The organism is Hyphomicrobiales bacterium (assembly GCA_016125495.1).
In the GTDB taxonomy this organism is placed as follows: domain Bacteria; phylum Pseudomonadota; class Alphaproteobacteria; order Rhizobiales; family RI-29; genus RI-29.
Genome location: WGLQ01000012.1, coordinates 64,486 through 83,380, shown reverse-complemented (window position 1 = coordinate 83,380; position 18,895 = coordinate 64,486). Strand labels below are relative to the sequence as shown.

General features: G+C 67.7%; 18 protein-coding genes. 14 read left to right on the top strand and 4 right to left on the bottom strand.

Annotated features, from left to right (window positions below; all coding sequences use genetic code 11):
• The first annotated feature begins 67 nt into the window (after positions 1 to 67).
• The 9 genes from rpmI (at position 68) to moeB (ending at position 8,987) form a co-directional block, all read left to right on the top strand.
• Positions 68 to 268: a 50S ribosomal protein L35 gene (gene rpmI, locus GC150_10865; protein ID MBI1385402.1), complete on the top strand. Its 201-nt coding sequence runs from the start codon at positions 68 to 70 to the stop codon at positions 266 to 268.
• A 66-nt stretch (positions 269 to 334) separates the two neighbouring features.
• A complete protein-coding gene (gene rplT / locus GC150_10860; protein MBI1385401.1) occupies positions 335 to 706 on the top strand; it encodes a 50S ribosomal protein L20 in 372 nt (123 codons plus the stop codon).
• Between the two features lie 183 nt (positions 707 to 889).
• Positions 890 to 1,969, top strand: a complete 1,080-nt coding sequence (pheS, locus tag GC150_10855) for a phenylalanine--tRNA ligase subunit alpha (protein ID MBI1385400.1) — start codon at positions 890 to 892, stop codon at positions 1,967 to 1,969.
• A gap of 31 nt (positions 1,970 to 2,000) precedes the next feature.
• Positions 2,001 to 2,549: a hypothetical protein gene (locus tag GC150_10850; protein MBI1385399.1), complete on the top strand. Its 549-nt coding sequence runs from the start codon at positions 2,001 to 2,003 to the stop codon at positions 2,547 to 2,549.
• A gap of 114 nt (positions 2,550 to 2,663) precedes the next feature.
• A complete protein-coding gene (locus GC150_10845) occupies positions 2,664 to 5,102 on the top strand; it encodes a phenylalanine--tRNA ligase subunit beta (GenBank protein ID MBI1385398.1) in 2,439 nt (812 codons plus the stop codon).
• A 109-nt stretch (positions 5,103 to 5,211) separates the two neighbouring features.
• A complete protein-coding gene (gene coaBC, locus GC150_10840) occupies positions 5,212 to 6,492 on the top strand; it encodes a bifunctional phosphopantothenoylcysteine decarboxylase/phosphopantothenate--cysteine ligase CoaBC (GenBank protein ID MBI1385397.1) in 1,281 nt (426 codons plus the stop codon).
• A complete protein-coding gene (locus GC150_10835; GenBank protein MBI1385396.1) occupies positions 6,489 to 6,986 on the top strand; it encodes a dUTP diphosphatase in 498 nt (165 codons plus the stop codon). Before coaBC ends, GC150_10835 begins: the two co-directional genes overlap by 4 nt.
• A gap of 148 nt (positions 6,987 to 7,134) precedes the next feature.
• Positions 7,135 to 8,136, top strand: a complete 1,002-nt coding sequence (cysK, locus tag GC150_10830; GenBank protein MBI1385395.1) for a cysteine synthase A — start codon at positions 7,135 to 7,137, stop codon at positions 8,134 to 8,136.
• A 41-nt stretch (positions 8,137 to 8,177) separates the two neighbouring features.
• Positions 8,178 to 8,987, top strand: coding sequence for a molybdopterin-synthase adenylyltransferase MoeB (moeB, locus tag GC150_10825; protein MBI1385394.1), 810 nt, complete (start codon positions 8,178 to 8,180; stop codon positions 8,985 to 8,987).
• A 335-nt stretch (positions 8,988 to 9,322) separates the two neighbouring features.
• Here the strand turns inward: moeB and GC150_10820 are convergent, their stop codons facing one another.
• Positions 9,323 to 11,212, bottom strand: coding sequence for a cyclic nucleotide-binding domain-containing protein (locus GC150_10820; protein MBI1385393.1), 1,890 nt, complete (start codon positions 11,210 to 11,212; stop codon positions 9,323 to 9,325).
• 91 nt (positions 11,213 to 11,303) lie between these two features.
• Positions 11,304 to 12,296: a D-glycerate dehydrogenase gene (locus tag GC150_10815; protein MBI1385392.1), complete on the bottom strand. Its 993-nt coding sequence runs from the start codon at positions 12,294 to 12,296 to the stop codon at positions 11,304 to 11,306.
• A 284-nt stretch (positions 12,297 to 12,580) separates the two neighbouring features.
• On the opposite strand from GC150_10815, the gene GC150_10810 reads away from it, so the two are divergent.
• The 3 genes from GC150_10810 to sdhB all read left to right on the top strand — a co-directional run bounded on the left by GC150_10810 (position 12,581) and on the right by sdhB (position 14,810).
• Positions 12,581 to 13,150: a hypothetical protein gene (locus tag GC150_10810; GenBank protein MBI1385391.1), complete on the top strand. Its 570-nt coding sequence runs from the start codon at positions 12,581 to 12,583 to the stop codon at positions 13,148 to 13,150.
• A 121-nt stretch (positions 13,151 to 13,271) separates the two neighbouring features.
• Entirely contained in the window at positions 13,272 to 13,877 is a 606-nt protein-coding gene (locus GC150_10805) for a hypothetical protein (GenBank protein MBI1385390.1), read from the top strand.
• A gap of 159 nt (positions 13,878 to 14,036) precedes the next feature.
• Positions 14,037 to 14,810: a succinate dehydrogenase iron-sulfur subunit gene (gene sdhB, locus GC150_10800; protein MBI1385389.1), complete on the top strand. Its 774-nt coding sequence runs from the start codon at positions 14,037 to 14,039 to the stop codon at positions 14,808 to 14,810.
• A 59-nt stretch (positions 14,811 to 14,869) separates the two neighbouring features.
• Here sdhB and GC150_10795 read toward each other — a convergent pair whose 3' ends face one another.
• The gene (locus GC150_10795; GenBank protein ID MBI1385388.1) at positions 14,870 to 15,559 is read right to left on the bottom strand and encodes an alpha/beta hydrolase; all 690 of its coding nucleotides are present in this window, start codon (positions 15,557 to 15,559) and stop codon (positions 14,870 to 14,872) included.
• A 46-nt stretch (positions 15,560 to 15,605) separates the two neighbouring features.
• Positions 15,606 to 16,541 (bottom strand): transporter substrate-binding domain-containing protein, encoded by a 936-nt coding sequence (locus GC150_10790; protein MBI1385387.1) that lies wholly within the window; start codon positions 16,539 to 16,541, stop codon positions 15,606 to 15,608.
• 141 nt (positions 16,542 to 16,682) lie between these two features.
• Between GC150_10790 and GC150_10785 the strand changes: the two genes are divergently transcribed.
• Complete coding sequence (locus tag GC150_10785) at positions 16,683 to 18,167, top strand: glycosyltransferase (GenBank protein ID MBI1385386.1); 1,485 nt, start codon at positions 16,683 to 16,685, stop codon at positions 18,165 to 18,167.
• A gap of 39 nt (positions 18,168 to 18,206) precedes the next feature.
• Entirely contained in the window at positions 18,207 to 18,881 is a 675-nt protein-coding gene (locus GC150_10780) for a DUF1028 domain-containing protein (GenBank protein MBI1385385.1), read from the top strand.
• Positions 18,882 to 18,895: the final 14 nt, after the last annotated feature.

Below are 18,895 nucleotides of genomic sequence, written 5' to 3'. Positions count from 1 at the left end.
CGCAATGCTTTGCGGTCGCGGCCACTGGGTCGCCAGCCGCCCCTCGATCCAACGGAGTAGAAGCAAAATGCCCAAGCTCAAGACCAAGAGCGGCGCGAAAAAGCGCTTCAAGATGACCGCGACGGGCAAGGTGCGCGTCGCTGCGGCCGGCAAGCGGCACGGCATGATCAAGCGGACCAACAAATTCATCCGCGATGCCCGAGGCATGATGGTTCTGAGCGATCCGGATGCGCGGATCGTCAAGAAATACATGCCTTACAACCGCTGACGGCCGCAGCCGGATCCGACCCGCCAGGCGAGCGATCGCCGGAATTCATCTCGAAGGAGCAAAGCCATGTCGCGCGTGAAACGCGGCGTCACAACGCACGCCCGCCATCGCAAAGTCATCAAGGCCGCCAAGGGCTATTACGGCCGGCGCAAGAACACCTTCCGCACCGCCAATCAGGCGGTCGAGAAGGCCGGCCAGTACGCCTATCGTGACCGGCGCACCAAGAAGCGCAATTTCCGCGCCCTCTGGATTCAGCGCATCAACGCGGCCACCCGTGAACTCGGCTTGACCTACGGCCGGTTCATCGACGGCCTCAACAAGGCTGGAATCGCCGTCGACCGCAAGGTGCTGGCGGATCTCGCCGTGCACCAGCCGGACGCGTTCGCGGCTCTGGTCAAGCAGGCGCAGGCGGCGGCAGGCAGCTCCGCCGCGGCCTGATCGTTTGGCCGGCGCCGGACCGCGCAGGGTCCCGCGGAACGCGCGCCGCCGCTCGGCGGAGCGACGTTCACGGCTGGACCACGGACCGCGGCCGGGGGCCCATCCTGCCGCGGCCGACTGGCCGGGCCTCTTGTCACAGCCGGTGAACCGGGCGCGAGCCCTCAAAGCCAGCGGGAGCAAGCCATGAGCACGCTCGAGGACGACAAGCTCGAGGCCCTTGCCGAGAGCCTCACCGCCGAGGTCGCGGCCGCCGCTACGCTCGAGGCGCTCGAGGCCGTGCGCATTTCCGCACTCGGCAAGAAGGGGCGCATCAGCGACCTGATGAAGGGCCTCGGTTCACTATCGCCCGACGAGCGCCGGCAGGTGGGCCAGGCCCTCAACGCCCTCAAGGATCGGGTCGCCGAGGCGATCACCAGCCGGCGAGACGCTCTCGGGGAGGCCGAACTCGAGGCGCGGCTCGCCAGCGAGCGCGCGGACGTGTCCTTGCCAGTGCGCTCCGGGCCCGAGGCGCTCGGTCGCATCCACCCGATCAGCCAGGTGTGGGACGAGATCACGGAGATCTTCGCCGCCATGGGCTTCTCGGTTGCCGAGGGCCCCGACATCGAGAGCGAAGAGCTGAATTTCGACAAACTCAACATGCCCGACTGGCATCCGGCCCGTCAGGACATGGACACGTTCTATTTTCCAGCCGCGGCCGACGGCTCGCGCAAGCTGCTGCGAACGCATACCAGCCCCGTGCAGATCCGGACGATGCAGGCGCAGGAGCCGCCCGTGCGGATCATCGCCCCCGGACGCGTCTATCGCTCCGACAGCGACCAGACGCACACGCCGATGTTCCACCAGATCGAGGGCCTCGTGATCGACGAGGAGACCCACATGGGTCACCTCAAGTGGTGCCTCGAGGAATTCTGCAAGGCCTTCTTCGAGGTCGACGAAGTCAAAATGCGTTTCCGCGCCTCGCACTTTCCCTTCACGGAGCCTTCCATGGAGGTCGACATCGACAAGGCGGCGGTCGGCAAGCCGGGTGAGTGGCTCGAGATCCTCGGTTGCGGCATGGTGCATCCGAACGTGCTGAGGGCGGTCGGCTACGATCCGGCACGCTATCAGGGCTTCGCCTTCGGCATGGGCATCGACCGCATCGCCATGCTCAAATACGGCATCCCCGACCTCAGGGACATGTTCTCGGCCGATCTGCGCTGGCTCCGGCATTTCGGCCTCCTGGGTCACGATGTGCCGACGCTGGCCGGCGGGCTTTCTCGCTAGCCGGAGGGGCTCCTGTCGAACGGTTGCGCCGATGACCTTCGCCGTCTGGTTCGCGCTCGCCAATTCAGCAGGGATGATCGTGGCTGCGGTCTCGGTCATCTTCTTTCACGACCGCAAGTACGGCGACATCGAGCAGCTCATCGACTACAGCTTCTCGGCGAACGTACTGAAGCGCGTGCTGCTCTACTATCGCGGCTTCGGCGTTCTGATGCTGTTCTTCTTCCTGGTCTTCAGCATCAGCGTCTACATGCTGCAAGCAGTGGACGGTCGGGTGCTATTCGCGGAGGGTCGCGCGAGCCTCTTCGGCATCATGCTTTTCGCCTTCGATCTCGTCGCGCGCGGCGCGTTCTTCGACTGGATGGAGCACTTCGAGTTCAGCCTCTCGCCGCTCTCGATGAACCGATCCAGCACCTGGTTCGTCCTCTATGCGTTCGTCTTTCGCATGTTCTACGCCCTGACACTCCTTCGCATCCTCATCTCGTTCGCATGGATCTGGCGCAAGATCGCGGTGGCAAAGCGCGAGCATGAAACGGGTCTGCTGCGCATTGCCGCGCGAGAGGCGGACGAGCGCGAGGGCTAGGGCCGGCGGGCGGGCCAGGCGAGAGCGAAGGCACCTCTTGTCTCGGGCGCCCAGGGGTTGCACAAAGCCGGCGACAGCGCGCCCGTTCGGCGCCGACGATAAAGGCTCGCACACATGAAATTCACGCTCTCCTGGCTCAGGGACCACCTCGAGACGAGCGCGTCGGTCGCGGAAATCGCCGCGACCCTGGACCGCATCGGGCTCGAAGTCGAAGGCATCGAGAACCCGGCCAAGGACCTCGGCGCTTTCGTGATCGCGCGGGTGCTGGAGGCCAAGCCCCACCCCGACGCGGATCGGCTGCGGGTCTGTCAGGTGGACTTCGGCGGCAAGGCGCCGATCCAGGTGGTGTGCGGCGCGCCAAATGCGCGCACCGGCATGGTCGGCGTTTTCGCGCCCGAGGGCACCTATGTGCCGGGCACCGATCTGCTCTTGAAGAAGGCGCGCATTCGCGGCGTCGATTCCTCGGGCATGCTGTGCTCGGAGCGCGAGCTGAAACTCTCCGACGAGCACGACGGCATCATCGACCTCGAGCCGCAACTGGCGTCGCGGGTCGGCGAGCGCTTCGTCGAGGTGGTCGGGCTCGACGATCCGGTCTTCGATGTCGCGGTGACGGCGAACCGCCCGGATGCCCTCGGGGTCCGGGGCATCGCGCGCGATCTGGCGGCGGCCGGCCTCGGCACGCTCAAGAAGGACCCTTACGCAAAGGCCATCTCGGAGGGCGCCAAGGGGCGCTTTCCTTGCCCGGTCGAGATCCGGCTCGATCTCGCCAGTGAGGTGGCGGACGCCTGCCCGATGTTCGCGGGCCGCGTGATCCGTGGCGTCAAGAACGGACCCTCACCCGCCTGGCTGCAGAAGCGTCTGCGGGCGGTCGGGCTCAGGCCGATCAATGCCCTCGTCGACATCACCAATTACGTCTCGTACGACCGCGCGCGGCCATTGCACGTCTACGACGTCGCAAAGCTCGATGGCGCGGTGCGCGCGCGCCTCGGCAAGGCAGGTGAAAGCTTCCTCGCGCTCGACGGCAAGACCTACGCGATCAAGCCGGGCATGACGGTCATTGGCGACGAAAGCGGCGCACTCGGACTCGGCGGCATCATGGGTGGCGAGAGCACCGGGGTGACCGAGGGCACCGTCGACGTGCTCATCGAATCGGCGCTGTTCGACCGCGTGCGCACGGCGGCGACGGGGCGCGCGCTTTCCATCCATTCCGATGCCCGGGCGCGCTTCGAGCGCGGCGTCGATCCGCAGTCGGCGGTGCCCGGCGTCGAGATCGCGACCCGGATGGTGATGGACCTCTGTGGGGGGGAGCCGAGTGAGGTGGCGGTCGCGGGTCGCGCGCCGCAACCGGCCCCGGCCATCCGCTTCGATCCGGCCGAGGTCGCGCGCCTCACGGGAATCGCTCTCGCGGACGCGGAGATCAAAACGATCCTCAAGTCTCTCGGCTTTGGCATCTCCGGCAAAGGCACCGCGCTCGATGTTTCGCCTCCGGGCTGGCGCCCCGACATCGAGGGGACGGCCGACCTCGTCGAGGAGGTCATCCGCATCCACGGTATCGACAATGTCGTCTCGACGCCGATGAAGGGCAACGACGGGGTGGCGCGACCCGTCATGACGGAGCGCCAGCGGCGGGTCCGGGCGGCGCGGCGGGTGCTCGCCGGGCGCGGCATGGTCGAGGCGATCACCTGGTCGTTCATTCCCCAGACCGAAGCTGAACACTTCGGCGGCGGAGGGGAAACGCTCCGTCTCGCCAACCCGATCTCGAGCGAACTCTCGACCATGCGGCCATCGCTGCTGGCGGGCCTGCTGACCGGGGCGCAGCGCAATCGCGACCGGGCGATCGCGGACGTCGCCCTGTTTGAGGTCGGTCAGATCTACGAGGGCGACCGGGAGGATCAGCAGTTCACGGCGGTCGTCGGCGTCAGGGTCGGCGGCGCACGGCTCACCGGTGGCGGGCGGCACTGGCGCGAGAGTGCCGCACCGGTCGACCTCTACGACGCCAAGGCGGACCTCATCGCGCTGCTCGAGGCGCTCGGCATCGACGCGGGCAAAGCGCAAGCGGTGCGCGAGGCGCCGGCGTGGTATCATCCCGGGCGGTCGGCGGTCCTCAAGATGGGGCCTAAAATCGTCCTCGGATCATTCGGGGAAATCAATCCGCGAACGCTCAAGGCACTGGACGTTTCGGGGCCCGCGGTCGCCTTCGAGCTGCGCCTCGAGGACCTGCCGGGTCTCAAGAGGAAAATGCGCGAGAAGGGGCGCCTCGAACTGGCCCAGCTCCAGCCGGTCAAGCGCGACTTCGCCTTCGTGCTGGCACGGGATGTGGCGGCCGGCGACGTGCTGAAGGCCGTGATGGGCGCGGACAAGGGGCTCATCACGGGCGCCTCGGTGTTCGACATCTTCGAGGGCGCGGCACTCGGCGAGGGCCGCAAGTCGCTCGCCATCGAGGTGACGCTGCAGCCGCGCAACGAGACCCTGACCGACGAGGCGATCGAAGCGATCGGGCGGAAAATCGTCGCCGAAGTGAAAAAAGCGACCGGCGGCGAGATCAGAGGTTGAACCGCGGCGCTGGTGTCGTGATCGAGACCGAGATGTCCGCCGCGCAACCTAGCCGAAGATTATGCAGCGGAGTTTTCGGTCATCGCACTAGGGGCCCTGGAGTTCGAGCATGAGCACGGCCAAGCGCGTTCTCCTGGTCATCGGCGGCGGCATCGCGGCCTACAAGTGCCTCGAGTTGATCCGCCGGCTCCGGGACGACGGGATCGCGGTCCGCACGGTGATGACGGCGGCAGCGCAGCGCTTCGTTACGCCACTCACCGTCGGCGCACTCAGCAACGAGCGCGTTCTGACCGACCTCTTCGATCTCGATGACGAGCGCGAGATCGGCCACATCCGCCTCTCGCGCGAGGCCGATCTCGTCGTCGTCGCGCCGGCGACGGCCAATCTCATGGCGCGCATGGCGAACGGGCTCGCCGACGATCTCGCAACCGCGGTAATGCTGGCCTCGGACAAGCCGATCCTCGTTGCGCCCGCGATGAACCCGCGGATGTGGTCGCATCCGGCAACCAGGCGCAACGTCGCGCAACTGATCGACGACGGCGTCACCTTCATCGGCCCGCACGCCGGCGAAATGGCCGAGCGCGGTGAGGCGGGGGTCGGGCGGATGGCCGAGCCCGACGAAATCCGCGCGGCGATCCATCGCATGCTCGCCGAGCCGGCCGGTCGGCCCCTGGCGGGTCGCCACGTGCTGGTGACGACCGGGCCGACGCACGAGGCGATCGACCCCGTGCGCTATCTCGCCAACCGCTCCTCCGGCAAGCAGGGCCATGCGATCGCGGCGGCGGCGCGCGACGCGGGCGCACGGGTGACACTCGTTTCGGGACCGACCGGCCTTTCGCCGCTCGCCGGCGTTGCAACCGTCGCGGTCGAGAGCGCGCGCGAGATGCTGGCGGCGGTCGAGGCGACTCTGCCGGCCGACGTCGCGATCTTCGCTGCCGCGGTTGCGGACTGGCGGGTCGAGGGAGCGGCCGGCCAGAAGCTCAAGAAGGAGGCGGGCGGCGTTCCGACGCTGGCGCTCGTGGAGAACCCGGACATCCTGCGCACCATCGCCAGCCGCCGCAAGCGCCGGCCGGGCCTCGTCGTCGGCTTTGCGGCGGAGACGGAAAAAGTGGTGGCGCACGCGAGAGCGAAACTCGCCAGGAAAGGCTGCGACTGGATCGTCGCCAACGACGTCTCGGTGCCGTCAGGCGGCGGGGGCGTGATGGGTGGCGACGAAAACACGGTGCACATCGTCACGGCTGATGGTGTCGAGGACTGGCCGAAGGCAAGCAAGTCCGAGGTGGCGCGCCGCTTGGTGGCCCGGATCGCCCTTGCCCTCGAAGGGGCTGGTGCGGCGCACGGTGGCACGGGGTCAGGGGATGCGAACGAGGGCACGGAGGGCGGCAGTTGAGTGGAACGGCGGCGGGTCCGAGTGGCGGACGCGAGACTGAAACCGTGGTCGTATCCGTGGTGCGCGAGCCGCACGGCGCCGGGCTCGAATTGCCCCGGCTCGCAACCAGCGGGGCGGCCGGTGCCGATGTTTGCGCGGCGGTGCCGGAGGGCGTGCCGCTGGTGCTGGTGCCGGGGGCATGGGCGCTCGTGCCGACCGGGCTCAGGCTGGCCATCCCATCGGGCTTCGAGGTGCAGGTGCGACCGCGCTCGGGGCTCGCGCTCAAGCATGGGGTGACGGTGCTCAACGCACCCGGTACCATCGACAGCGACTATCGCGGCGAACTCGGCATCCTGCTCGTCAACCACGGGCCACGACCGTTCACCGTGACCCGGGGCATGCGCGTCGCCCAGCTCGTGCTGGCGCGCACGTGGCAGGCAACGTACGTCGATGTCGCCTCGCTCGATGGCACCGCGCGCGGAGACGGCGGCTTCGGCTCGACGGGACAGGAATGACGTTCGGCGGCGCGGTGGCGGCGAGGGATGACGTTTCGCGCTTCGGGCCCGGCACGCATCGCTGGCAATGGTGTCGGCCGGCGCAAGGGCCTAGCTTCGACGATCGCCGCCGCGCCAGCGGGGCCGGATTGCCGAGAGGATCGATACAATGAGCGAAAGCTTCGAATTCAAGACCATCGCCGGCCGCAGCGATTGGGGACATGGCCGGGTCTACGGCAACATCGCCGAGACGATCGGCAATACGCCGCTGGTGCGCCTCAACCGCATTGCCGAGCGGGCCGGGGCGAGGGCGACCGTTCTCCTCAAGCTCGAGTTCTTCAATCCGCTCTCGAGCGTCAAGGACCGCATCGGCGTCTCGATGATCGACGCGCTCGAGGCGGCGGGCAAGCTCGGGCCGGACAGCCACATGATCGAGCCGACCTCCGGCAACACGGGCATCGGGCTCGCCTTCGTTGCGGCGGCGCGGGGCTACAAGCTCACGCTCGTGATGCCGGAATCGATGTCCATCGAGCGGCGCAAGCTGTTCCACCACCTCGGCGCCAACCTCGAGCTGACGCCGGCCGCCAAGGGCATGAAGGGGGCGATCGCGCGGGCCGACGAGATGCTGGCGGCCGACCCCAAGGCGGTCCAGCCGAGCCAGTTCGCCAATCCCGCCAACCCGGCGATCCACGAGCAAACGACGGCCGAGGAGATCTGGCGCGACACGGGTGGAAAATTCGATGCCATGATCGCGGGCGTCGGGACCGGCGGCACCATCACGGGCTGCGGGCGCGTCTTCAAGAAGCGCAATCCGGCGATCCGAGTGGTCGCGGTGGAGCCGCAGGACAGCCCGGTACTTTCGGGCGGCGATCCGGGGCCGCACAAGATCCAGGGTATCGGTGCCGGTTTCAAGCCCGCGGTGCTCGACATGAGCCTCGTCGACGAGGTGCTCAAGGTCTCCAACGAGGAGTCCTTCGAGACGGCTCGCCAACTGGCACGGCTCGAAGGCATTCCCGGAGGAATTTCCACGGGCGCGAACGTGGCGGCTGCGCTCAAGTACGCGGCGCGCAGCGGCATGGAGGGCAAGACCATCGTCACCGTGTCGGCCTCGGCGGCGGAGCGCTATTTCAGCTCCCTGCTGTTCCCCGAGAGCGTGCCGGGCCTCTGGTAGGCGGCGTGCGGCGGGAGGGGGAGGCCGAGGAGGAAAGGCCCATGCTGAGCGCGGAGGAGATACAGCGCTACAAGCGTCATCTCGTGCTGCACGACGTCGGTGCGCCCGGCCAGCAGAAGCTCAAGGCCGCGCGCGTTCTGGTGATCGGGGCGGGCGGGCTCGGCTCGCCCGTCATCCTCTATCTGGCGGCGGCGGGAGTCGGCACGATCGGCGTGATCGACGACGATGCGGTGTCGCTCTCCAATCTGCAGCGCCAGGTGCTGCACGATACGGCCGCCGTCGGCACACCCAAAGTCGAGAGCGCGGCGGCCTCCGTCGCCCGCATCAACCCGCACGTGGCGGTGGAGCCGCATCCCTTCCGGCTGACCGCGAACAACGCGCTCGACCTCGTTGCGCGCTACGATATCGTGGTGGACGGCTCGGACAATTTCTCGACCCGCTACCTCGTCAACGATGCCTGCTACCTCGCCCGCCGCACGCTGGTGTTCGCAGCGCTCGGACCATTCGACGGCTATCTCACCACGTTCAAGTCCCATGAGACGGGCCCGGACGGCAATCCCTACCCCTGCTATCGATCGCTGTTCCCCGAAGCTCCACCGCCCGGCACGGTCGCGAACTGCGCGGAGGTCGGCGTGCTCGGGGCGATCGCAGGCGTCATGGGAACGCTGCAGGCCGCCGAGACGCTGAAGGAAATCGTCGGGTTCGGCGAGAGCCTCGCCGGCCGCCTGCTCATCTACGATGCGCGCGGCACGCGCTTCGATACCGTCTCCATCGGCTGGGATCCGGACAATCCACTCAATGGGCGCGAGCCCTCCATCCGCGATCTTTCCATCCACAGGAAGCCGACATAGCGGCCGGCGGAGAAGAAACGGGCGGATCGGCATGTCGGCGGCGTCACCGATCGCACGATGCCGCGCATTCGAGCAACCGACTTAAACGGTTCTGAAGGCTCCATTGCTAGGCTGGAGACCGATCGCCCATGCGGCGACAGCGGCGCCTGGAGTGGGCCATGAGCCACCTTGTCACCACGACGTTCATCGAGCGCGTTCGCGCGGAATACCAACGACTGCGCGCGCGCGGACTGACGGCGGGCGAAGCGATCGGCGCTCTCAGCGAGCGGCTCTGCTCGAACCGCCTGCTCCTCGAGGCGCTCGTCGAGACCCGGCACGCAAGGTAGCCCCACGGCTCAGGCGAGTGGACTCAGCTCGCGCTCCTCTTCGTTCCGCGGCGCTGAACAGGAAACGACCGCCGGATGGTCGGAGCCTCGCGCCTCCTCCAGCCGTCGCATGGCGACCTCGTAGCCGAGTTGCATCAGCGCCGTGTGGTGCCGCCAATCGAGCAGGCTCATCGCCGGGTCGACCGGCACCGCGACGAGAAGATCATCGCCGGCGAGGCTGTTCTCGAAGTTCTCGCTGGCGATCATGAGACTGCGCATCAGGACCTGCGTCGCGCTCGGCAGCACTGGAAGGCGGCGGCGCCGGTGCGGCATGACGAGGGAAAGGACGAGATCCATGCGCGATGGTATGAGAGAGTAATCGACATCGTAGCGACGGGTTCGGCGCACATCGAACCCGAGCACGATGTTGGGGCCACGCTTGAGAGCGCGCGCCATCTCGACGGGAACGTTCTGGAGGACGGCACCGTCGACGAGCATCTCGCCTTCAGGCGTGAAAAACGGAGGCAGCAGACCGGGAATCGCGCTGCTGGCACGCACGACCTCCCAGGCGCGGCCGGTCCGCAGACAGTAGGGTGTTTGACTCGAGAGGTTGGTCGCCACGGCGAAGAACGGCACCTCGATGTCCTCGATGCGCGCCGAGCCAAAGGCGGCCGCGAGCTCGGCATCGAAGCGCTTGTGGTCGAGGAGGCCGTAGGTCGGCCAATTGAGACGGCCGAGCGCCTTTGCCGCAACGAACATGGCGCCGACCCGGCGATTGATCTCGTCGGGCGGAACGCCGAGTGCGAAGGCGACCGCCATGGCGCTGCCGCCGCTGGTACCGCCGACCATATCGACCGTCACGCCGGCTTCGCCGAGGGCCTTGAAGCAGCCGATCTGGGCCGCGCAGTAGGCTCCGCCACCGCTCGCAACGAGGCCCACGGCCTCGCCACAGATGAAGCGCACGAGGCGCCGGACATGGGCACTCGAATCGCCGGCGACGTGGTGGTGAAGCGCGATCTCGCGGCCTGCGAGCCAGTGGCGCGTGCCGGCGATCGGCTGACCGCGCGGCCGTCGCAGCACGAGGCGAACGGCATCGGGGGCGTGCAATTCGGCGACATAGCGCTCGATGGCATTCAGCGGGGCGGCGCCAGCGGAAACACCGCCCCCGAGATTGCCCACCAAGAGGACTTCGTCGGCCTGGCGGATGCAGCGGCGTGACCAGTCGCTCAGATCGGCGTCGGTCACATAGACGACGAAGGCGTAGTGGCCCTCGAGTGTGTTCAGCCAATCGGATGGCTGGGTGGGATCGCATCCAAGTTCGACCGCCTCCTCGCGCAGGTCGCCGAGCGGGCCGAGTGCGTGCGATGTGAGCAGACGCACCCGACCATGGCGGGCGAGCGCACCGGCGAGCCGTTCGAGGAAGTGGCCACCCGGCGGCCAGGTCGCGCCACCCGCCGGGCAGACCGCAATGGTGCGCGGGCGCATTTCCGGACGGTACGGCTCACCCGTCGTCATGCGCATCAGGCGGTTGGCGAGCGCCTCGGCGAGAGCCTTCCAGGCCGCCGGTGAATGCTCCAGGAGGCGGTCGAAGCTCGCCCTGTCGAGGCGTAGCACGAGGCTGTCGCGCAGCGCCTTGACGGTCGCAACGCGCGGTCGCCCCGAGAGAAAGCCGATTTCGCCGACCGGCCGGCCCGGACCGATCTCGGCGATCGGTGTCGGTCGACCGTCGAGGTGGACGCTGAGGCGCCCCGAAACCACGATGTAGAGCGCGTCGGTCGGCTCGCCCTGACGCATCAGAACGTCACCGCGGGCGAGACCCGCGAACGTCAGCTCCTCCTCGAGGCGGGCGAGTTCTGCCTCCGGTATGCCTGAAAACAGGTCGATGCCCGATAGCCTCGAGCGCCGCGCGTTCGCCGCCATTCAGTTTGCCTCGCCTTCGCTCATCGGCTCGCACCAAGCACGAAGTGGGCCAGCGAGCGACGCGAGCCGGACGTGGACCCGGTCGGGGCTCTCAGAACATCGCGGGGTGCACCCGGTCCGGCGGCGAATGGCCATCGAAGAACGTCTTGATGTTGATGATGACTTTCTGGCCCATGTCGACTCGCCCCTCGATCGTCGCCGAGCCCATGTGCGGCAGTACCACCACCCGGTCGCTCTTGAGGAGCTTGGGGTTCACGGCCGGCTCGTGCTCGAACACATCGAGGCCGGCGCCGGCGATCTCGTTCATTTCGATCATGCGGGCGAGCGCGTTCTCGTCGATCACTTCGCCGCGAGCGGTGTTGACGAGGTAGGCGGTCGGCTTGAGCAGCTTGAGGCGCCGCGCAGAGAGGAGGTGGAAGGTGGCGGGCGTGTGCGGGCAGTTGACCGAGATGATGTCCATGCGAGCGAGCATCTGGTCGAGGCTTTCCCAATAGGTGGCCTCGAGATCGCTCTCGACATCCTCCGAGACGCGCCGCCGGTTGTGATAGTGGATCTGGAGGCCGAAGGCCCGGGCGCGGCGGGCGACCGCGGTGCCGATGCGGCCCATGCCGATGATGCCGAGGCGCTTGCCATGGATCCGGTTGCCGAGCATCCACGTCGGCGACCACCCCTGCCACTGGCTCTCACCGGACCTCAGGAACGCGGCGCCTTCCACGAGGCGACGCGGAACCGCCAGGATCAGCGCCATCGCCATGTCGGCGGTGTCGTCGGTCAGCACACCGGGCGTGTTCGTGACGATGATGCTGCGATTGCGCGCCGTGTCGAGGTCGATGTTGTCGACGCCGGTGCCGAAGTTGGCGATGAGCTTCAGTTGGGGGCCCGCCTGGGAAATGATCGAGCGGTCGATGCGATCGGTCACCGTCGGAACGAGGACGTCGGCCTCGCGCACCGCGAGGCTCAATTCGGTCGGCGTCATCGGCCGATCGTCGACGTTGAGCCGGGTATCGAAGAGTTCCCGCATGCGCGTCTCGACGACATCCGGCAACCTGCGTGTCACAACGACGATCGGCTTCTTCTTCGACATCCTGCTGAACCCGCTCATCCGCACCGCGAACCGGTCGCGCCATCTCTCCGGCAAGTCGCTCGAGCCCGGGGGCGGAGCCGATTCACCTCGTGTGACCAGTATCAGATGCTCGCCGTCCTGACAAAGCAAGCCCGCACGGGTTGGGCATGCGCCGAGCAAACGAATCGCGCTCCGCCACGACAACGCACAACGCGGCCGGGAGGCCTCGGTTGATGGGAACGGCAAATCATGGTTCTGCCTCACCAGCAAGCGATGCTGTCGGGAATCGAACCAGGGTGACGAACATGAGGAAGGCCCGCGCAGTCGCTCTCGCCGGGTTCGCCCTAGCGGCCCTCGCCTCACTGATCGGCGGGCACGGAGCCGCGCATGCGCAGTCGGGTGTGCCCTCGACCAGCAGCATCGGTCGGGAGACGGGTCTCGCGGTGCCGCGTTTCGTCAGCCTCAAGGCCGACGTCGTCAATGTGCGGCGGGGACCGGGCCAGGACTACCCCATCGACTGGGTGTTCCGGCGCGTCGGTCTCCCGGTCGAAATCATCGACGAAGCCGATGTCTGGCGTCAGATCCGCGACAGCGACGGGGCGACCGGATGGGTGCACACACGCATGCTGAGCGGGCGGCGAACGGCGCTGGTGCTGCCATGGGCCCGCGCTGGCGAGGGGCAAACGGGTGAGACGGTCGCGATCCGCGACGATCAGGGCGCGAGCGCGAAAGTCATCGCGCGCCTCACGGCTGGCTCTCTCGTCAGCGTGCCGAGATGTACAGGCCGCACATGCCAGATTTCGATCGACGACTACCGCGGCTGGGTGGAGCAGCCCAAGCTCTGGGGGGTCTATGCCGGCGAGAGCTTCGATTGAACTCGAACGGGGGCGGGAGAGACCCTCGCGAATTCCTGATAGCGGACAACACCGAAGGGCCGCTTGAACCGGCACGAGCACTTCTATAGCAACGGCACACGCACAACGAGCGGAGACGCGTGTGACACGACAGCTCTCTCCCTTGGCTGCCCCCGGCGAGGAACGCGATACGCGGATCGGCCCCGACCCACTGGCGGCGGTGCTGCCGGTGATCGCGGCCCTCGGCGCCATCGCCTCGATCGCAGCCATCAACTGGGTCGCGAACGAGCGTCCGGCGGTCGCCAACGCCAATCGCCGGCGGTCGATGAATGCGCTGCGCGACCTCGAGCGCACGGCGAGCGAGGCCGTCGACGTACTCGATCGCATGGGTCGCAATTTCCGGATTTTCGTCGGCGATCGCGGCGCCATCTCGGCGCCGATCGCCTTCGGCGTGCACGGACTGAAGATTCCGCAACGATCGTATCCGCTCTATCAGGGACTGGTGAGCGATGGCGCGAATCTCTTGACGGCCGCTTCGCAGCACGCATTCGAGGTCATGTGCCTCATCGAGGACGGGGCGACCGAGCCGCCGGAGACGTTGTTCTTCGCGCTCGGCGAGGCGCAGGAGCGACTGAGCCGGCTGCTGCGCGAGCGCCAGAGCCTCAAGGCCACGCTCGATGAGGCTCTGGCGATCGCGGTGGCCATTCATACGAGCGTCAGCGAGTTGAAATCCCACCGGGTGATCTGAGCCGGGGGCGGCCGGGTATCCACCGTGACGCACGACGGCACGACGAGCGGCCCTGTTCGCCTTAAATTGCATTGCCTGGGGCGCGACCTCGGCTAAACCTTCCGGCGACACACGGCGGCGCCGACGGCGGCGTCAGGGGCGCAAGTCAAGGCTCGGCACATGGTACAGCTCACGCTTCCCAAGAACTCGAAGGTCGGCAAAGGCCGCACCTGGAACGCCAAAGGGCGCGGCACGCGCGAGTTCAAGGTCTATCGCTGGAACCCGGACGACGGGCAGTCGCCGCGCCTCGACACGTACCATATCGATCCCGCAGACTGCGGACCGATGGTCCTCGACGGCCTCATCAAGATCAAGAACGAGATCGATCCGACGCTCACCTTCCGGCGTTCGTGCCGCGAAGGCATCTGCGGATCGTGCTCCATGAACATCGACGGCACCAACACGCTGGCGTGCCTCAAGTCGATCGAGGACGTCCGTGGCGCAGTGAAAATCTACCCGCTTCCACACATGGAGGTGGTCAAGGACCTCGTGCCGGACCTCTCCAACTTCTTCGCGCAGCACCGCTCGATCGAGCCTTGGCTGCAGACCGTAACGAGCGAGCCGCAGCGCGAGTGGCTGCAGTCACGCGAGGATCGCGAGAAGCTCGACGGGCTCTACGAGTGCATCTTGTGCGCCTGTTGCTCGACGTCCTGCCCCAGTTACTGGTGGAATTCGGATCGATATCTCGGTCCGGCGATTCTCTTGCAAGCCTATCGCTGGGTCGTCGACAGCCGCGACGAGAAGACCGGCGAGAGGCTCGACAATCTCGAGGATCCGTTCCGCTTGTTCCGCTGCCATACGATCCTCAACTGCGCCAAGGCCTGCCCCAAGGGGCTGAACCCGGCCAAGGCGATCGCCGAACTCAAGAAGCTCACCGTCGAGCGACGCTCCTAGCGCCAAAAGCCAGCGGGAGCGGGCCGGCGGGGTGCATCGAAAGCGCGCCGACGACGCGCTCAGTCGATCTCAGCCGCAAAGGCCGCCAGATGACCGGCCGCTTCGCGCCAAGCGTCCTCGGGTGAGCGGCCGATGGCCCGGGCCGGCACGAGATCGTGGTCGCCGCCTTCGATCCACGCGAACCGGACATGGCGGGCGAACGACAGACCGGCGACATCGGCGCGACCTCCGAAGCGATCCCGCGTACCCTGAACGATGAGGGTCGGCGTGCTCATGGCCGTGAGATGGCCGGTACGCGTTGCAACCAGTGTCGGCGTGCGCGCCTTGCCCGGGGGAAAGAACGGATAGCCGAACGCCGCGGCCGCAACGATCCTGCCGGCGACCGCGAGGCGGTCCGCCAGCATGGTCGCAAGCCGTCCTCCCATCGACTTGCCGGCGAGGATGACGAGCGGGTGGCCGCCGGCGGTGATCGGAATCTCGTGCGGCTCCAGGAGTCCGTCGAGGCGCTCCTCGATCTCGGCCATCAGATGCTGGACGCGCGGTGGTGGCGGCCGGCGGCCCCCGCGCCTTGCCGCCATGTAGGCGAGCTCGAAGCGCAGCACCGCGAGGCCCCGGGCGGCAATGGCCTCGGCAAGACCGGTCATCGGCCTGCTGTCCATCGGCGCGCCGGCCCCGTGCATCAGGACCACGAGAGGCGCATTCGGTGGACCGTCACGGAGTGCAGGGTTCGCCGGGGCCGCCTCGATCATCACCGTTCCCGATCAGCACGCACGCCGGGCCATCGCGGCCCACCCTTCAATCATACACCCGCAGCGGAAAATAGCGCAGGAACAGCTCCTCGAACGAACCGGTAGCGCGCAAGTCGGCGATCGCCCGGTTGAGATCGTGGCGCAGGACCGTGTTGCCCCGACGCACCGCGATCGAGACGCCGGGACCAAAATAAACGGGGTCGGCGAGCGCGGCGCCGCGAAACTCGCAACAGGCCTCGGATGTGGTGCCGTTGAGCCAGAAGGCAAGCGTGATCGCATCGCCGAAGAGATAATTCGCATCCCGAGACTTGAGCGCGTCACGCGCCTCTGCCTCGGTACGATAGGACGTGATGATGCTGTCCTGGTAGTAGCGCCTCAGGTAGGCCTCGTGCGCGGTGTCGGCGACGACGGCGATGCGCTCGCCCTCGAGGCCGATCGGGGTCGGTTCGCTCGCCTCCATGTTGCGGCGAATGGCAAAACGAGCCGGCGTGAAATAATAAGGGTCCGTGAAATCCGCCTGGACGACGGTCTCGGGGGTCATCGCGAACGAGGCGATGACGATATCGGTGTCGCCGCTGGCGAGGGCCGGAAGGAGATCGTCCCAGTCGCGGACCTGGATGTCGCAGTTGAGATCGAGGTGGAGGCAAATGGCGCGCGCGACGTCGATGTTGAAGCCGGTCAGAACGCCGTCCTCGTCCATGTAGTTGAAGGGCGGGTAGTCGTCGGCGGAATAGACGCGCAGGGTCTGCGGCTCGTCGAGCAATTCCTCGGCCGGATCGGCCTCGGTCGCAGCTGTCTGCGCGTTCGCCAGGCCGGGCGCCAGCACCAGAAGCATCACCAGGATGAGGGCGAGGAGGGCCGGGAGAGCGCCCAGGAATGCCGACTTGCGCGGCGAAGGGGCCGATGGCGCTCGTGCGGCGATCGAGATGGGCAAGGGCTGCCACTCGGAGCGCGGGGCCGACCGTGTGATCATCCAGCTCATCGGGTGGCCTCCCCGCGTTGCGCCCGACACCTCGAGGGCGTTGCCAAGCCGACCCTGAACAGCTCAATCTGGCTGTCACGACCGTCGGCGCCCAGCTCGAGGAGGTACGGTCGGCGCCGACCACATCGGGGTGGCCGCGCAATGCAGGGGGGGACGTCCATGGGTCGCGAGCCGGGTCCGCCTTGCCCCGCCGATACCACGCGGCTGCGTGCGGCCACCGACGGCCTCGCCGAGCGATGGCCGCAGGCCTCGGCACGCGACGGCATCCACGGCTGGCAGGCGGCCAGCCTCGCCGTCGCCGTGGGCCTCGTCGTCGGCGGCTTCCTGGTGGTGCCTGATGCCACGGTCGTCGCGGCGGCGGTTGCCATGACCCTTCCCTTCCTCATCATCGTCATTCTGCGCCTCGCCGCGCTCATCCGGCTGTCGACCCGTTGGCGAACAAGGGCCACACGGCTCAAGCTCGGCGACGACGATTTGCCGGTCTATACGCTGCTGTGCCCACTCTATCGCGAGGCCGGCGTTGCGCCGCAACTGGTCGAGGCGCTTTCGAGGCTCGACTATCCGCGTTCGCGCCTCGACATCAAGCTGATCATCGAGGCGAGCGACACAGCGACCCGGGAGGCCCTCGAGCGGCTTCGACCGGGTGAGCCGTTCGAGATCGTCGTCGTACCGGACGCGGCGCCTCGCACGAAGCCCAAGGCGCTCAACTTCGCTCTCGCAGGCGCGCGTGGCAGTCTGGTGGCGATCTTCGACGCGGAAGACCATCCGGAGCCGTTGCAGCTGCGGCGGGCGGCGCAGGTGTTCGCCGAAAGCCCGGAGCGGGTCGCCTGCCTGCAGGCACGGCTCGCCATTCACAATGGCCACGAAGGCTGGCTGCCGCGGTTGTTCGACGTGGAATACACAAGCCTCTTCGACGCGCTGCTGCCAACCTACGAGGACCTCGGCCTCATCCTGCCGCTCGGGGGAACCTCGAACCACTTCCGCCGCGCCGCGCTCGAGGAGGTCGGCGCCTGGGACGCCTACAACGTCACCGAAGATGCCGATCTCGGCGTCAGATTGCGGCGCGCCGGCTATCGCGTCAGCATGCTCGAGAGCGAGACGGTGGAGGAGGCGCCCGCGAGCAGCGGCGACTGGCTGCGTCAGCGAACGCGCTGGATGAAGGGCTGGATGCAAACCCTTCTGGTCCACCATCGCGAACCGGGGCGCCTCGTTCGTGAACTCGGGCTCGGCGGCACACTCGGCTTTCAGGTGGTCATCGGCGGGGTGCTGCTCTCGGCGCTCGTGCACCCCTTCTTCTATCTCTGGGCAGGGCTGGCGCTCGCGCAGGGCCAGTTCCTGGTGCCGGGCGAGCATCCGCTCTCCAAGCCCATCGTGATCGTGGCGGCGAGCAACATCCTTCTCGGCTACGGTTGCGCCATCCTGCTCGGCATGGTCGCCTCCATGCGGCGGGGCAAGATGCTCAATGCGCTGGCGGCGCTGACGCTGCCGTTCTACTGGCTGCTGGTCTCGGCGGCCTGCTACCGGGCGGTCTGGCAGCTCTGGCGGGACCCGTTCCGCTGGGAAAAGACGACGCATCGCCCATACGGCGCCATCCAGCCGGGGCGCCATACGCGGCGGCTCGCCTGAACGGGGCGGGCGCAATGGAGACACCAAGGGAGGACTCGCATGACCATATCGATCGCCGCACGCTGCGCCACGACAGGCGCTTTCGGCATGGCCATCTCGTCATCGTCACCCGCGGTCGCCGCGCGCTGCGCACATGCGCGGGCCGGTGTCGGCGTAGCGGCCAGCCAGAACGTGACGCATCCGGGGCTCGGGCACCGGATGCTCGACCTCATGGGCCTTGGGCTTACGGCGCCGGACGCCGTGGCACAGGCGGCAAAGAGCCACGAGAACCGCGACTTCCGGCAGCTCACCGCGGTCGACGCGGAGGGTCGGACCGGGCATTTCACGGGCGCTCGCGCGCTCGGGCGCCACGCTGTCGCCGAGGGGGCGGGATGCGTCGCGGCGGGCAACCTCCTCGCCGACACCGGGGTTCCAGCGGCCATGGTCGCGGCATTCACGGCGAGTGACGGTCATCTCGCCGCGCGCCTCATCAGGGCGCTAGAGGGCGGCATCGAGGCCGGTGGCGAGGAGGGGCCGGTGCATTCGGCCGGCGTGCTGGTGGTGCACGAGGTTGCCTGGCCGCTGGTCGATCTCAGGGTGGACTGGCACGACAGTGACCCGATCGGCGCGCTCAGGGCACTCTGGGCGCTCTACGAGCCACAGATGATCGATTACCTCAACCGCGCGATCGCACCGACGCAGGCGCCGAGCTACGGCGTGCCGGGCGATCTCTGAGGCGGCCGGGCTGG

What these genes read in the sequence shown, in the direction of transcription:
- rpmI (MBI1385402.1), top strand. Translation starts at nt 68, where the DNA reads ATGCCCAAGCTCAAGACCAAGAGCGGCGCGAAAAAGCGCTTCAAGATG.
- rplT (MBI1385401.1), top strand. Translation starts at nt 335, where the DNA reads ATGTCGCGCGTGAAACGCGGCGTCACAACGCACGCCCGCCATCGCAAA.
- pheS (MBI1385400.1), top strand. Translation starts at nt 890, where the DNA reads ATGAGCACGCTCGAGGACGACAAGCTCGAGGCCCTTGCCGAGAGCCTC.
- GC150_10850 (MBI1385399.1), top strand. Translation starts at nt 2,001, where the DNA reads ATGACCTTCGCCGTCTGGTTCGCGCTCGCCAATTCAGCAGGGATGATC.
- GC150_10845 (MBI1385398.1), top strand. Translation starts at nt 2,664, where the DNA reads ATGAAATTCACGCTCTCCTGGCTCAGGGACCACCTCGAGACGAGCGCG.
- coaBC (MBI1385397.1), top strand. Translation starts at nt 5,212, where the DNA reads ATGAGCACGGCCAAGCGCGTTCTCCTGGTCATCGGCGGCGGCATCGCG.
- cysK (MBI1385395.1), top strand. Translation starts at nt 7,135, where the DNA reads ATGAGCGAAAGCTTCGAATTCAAGACCATCGCCGGCCGCAGCGATTGG.
- moeB (MBI1385394.1), top strand. Translation starts at nt 8,178, where the DNA reads ATGCTGAGCGCGGAGGAGATACAGCGCTACAAGCGTCATCTCGTGCTG.
- GC150_10820 (MBI1385393.1), bottom strand. Translation starts at nt 11,212, where the DNA reads ATGGCGGCGAACGCGCGGCGCTCGAGGCTATCGGGCATCGACCTGTTT.
- GC150_10815 (MBI1385392.1), bottom strand. Translation starts at nt 12,296, where the DNA reads ATGTCGAAGAAGAAGCCGATCGTCGTTGTGACACGCAGGTTGCCGGAT.
- GC150_10810 (MBI1385391.1), top strand. Translation starts at nt 12,581, where the DNA reads ATGAGGAAGGCCCGCGCAGTCGCTCTCGCCGGGTTCGCCCTAGCGGCC.
- sdhB (MBI1385389.1), top strand. Translation starts at nt 14,037, where the DNA reads ATGGTACAGCTCACGCTTCCCAAGAACTCGAAGGTCGGCAAAGGCCGC.
- GC150_10795 (MBI1385388.1), bottom strand. Translation starts at nt 15,559, where the DNA reads ATGATCGAGGCGGCCCCGGCGAACCCTGCACTCCGTGACGGTCCACCG.
- GC150_10790 (MBI1385387.1), bottom strand. Translation starts at nt 16,541, where the DNA reads ATGAGCTGGATGATCACACGGTCGGCCCCGCGCTCCGAGTGGCAGCCC.
- GC150_10785 (MBI1385386.1), top strand. Translation starts at nt 16,683, where the DNA reads ATGCAGGGGGGGACGTCCATGGGTCGCGAGCCGGGTCCGCCTTGCCCC.
- GC150_10780 (MBI1385385.1), top strand. Translation starts at nt 18,207, where the DNA reads ATGACCATATCGATCGCCGCACGCTGCGCCACGACAGGCGCTTTCGGC.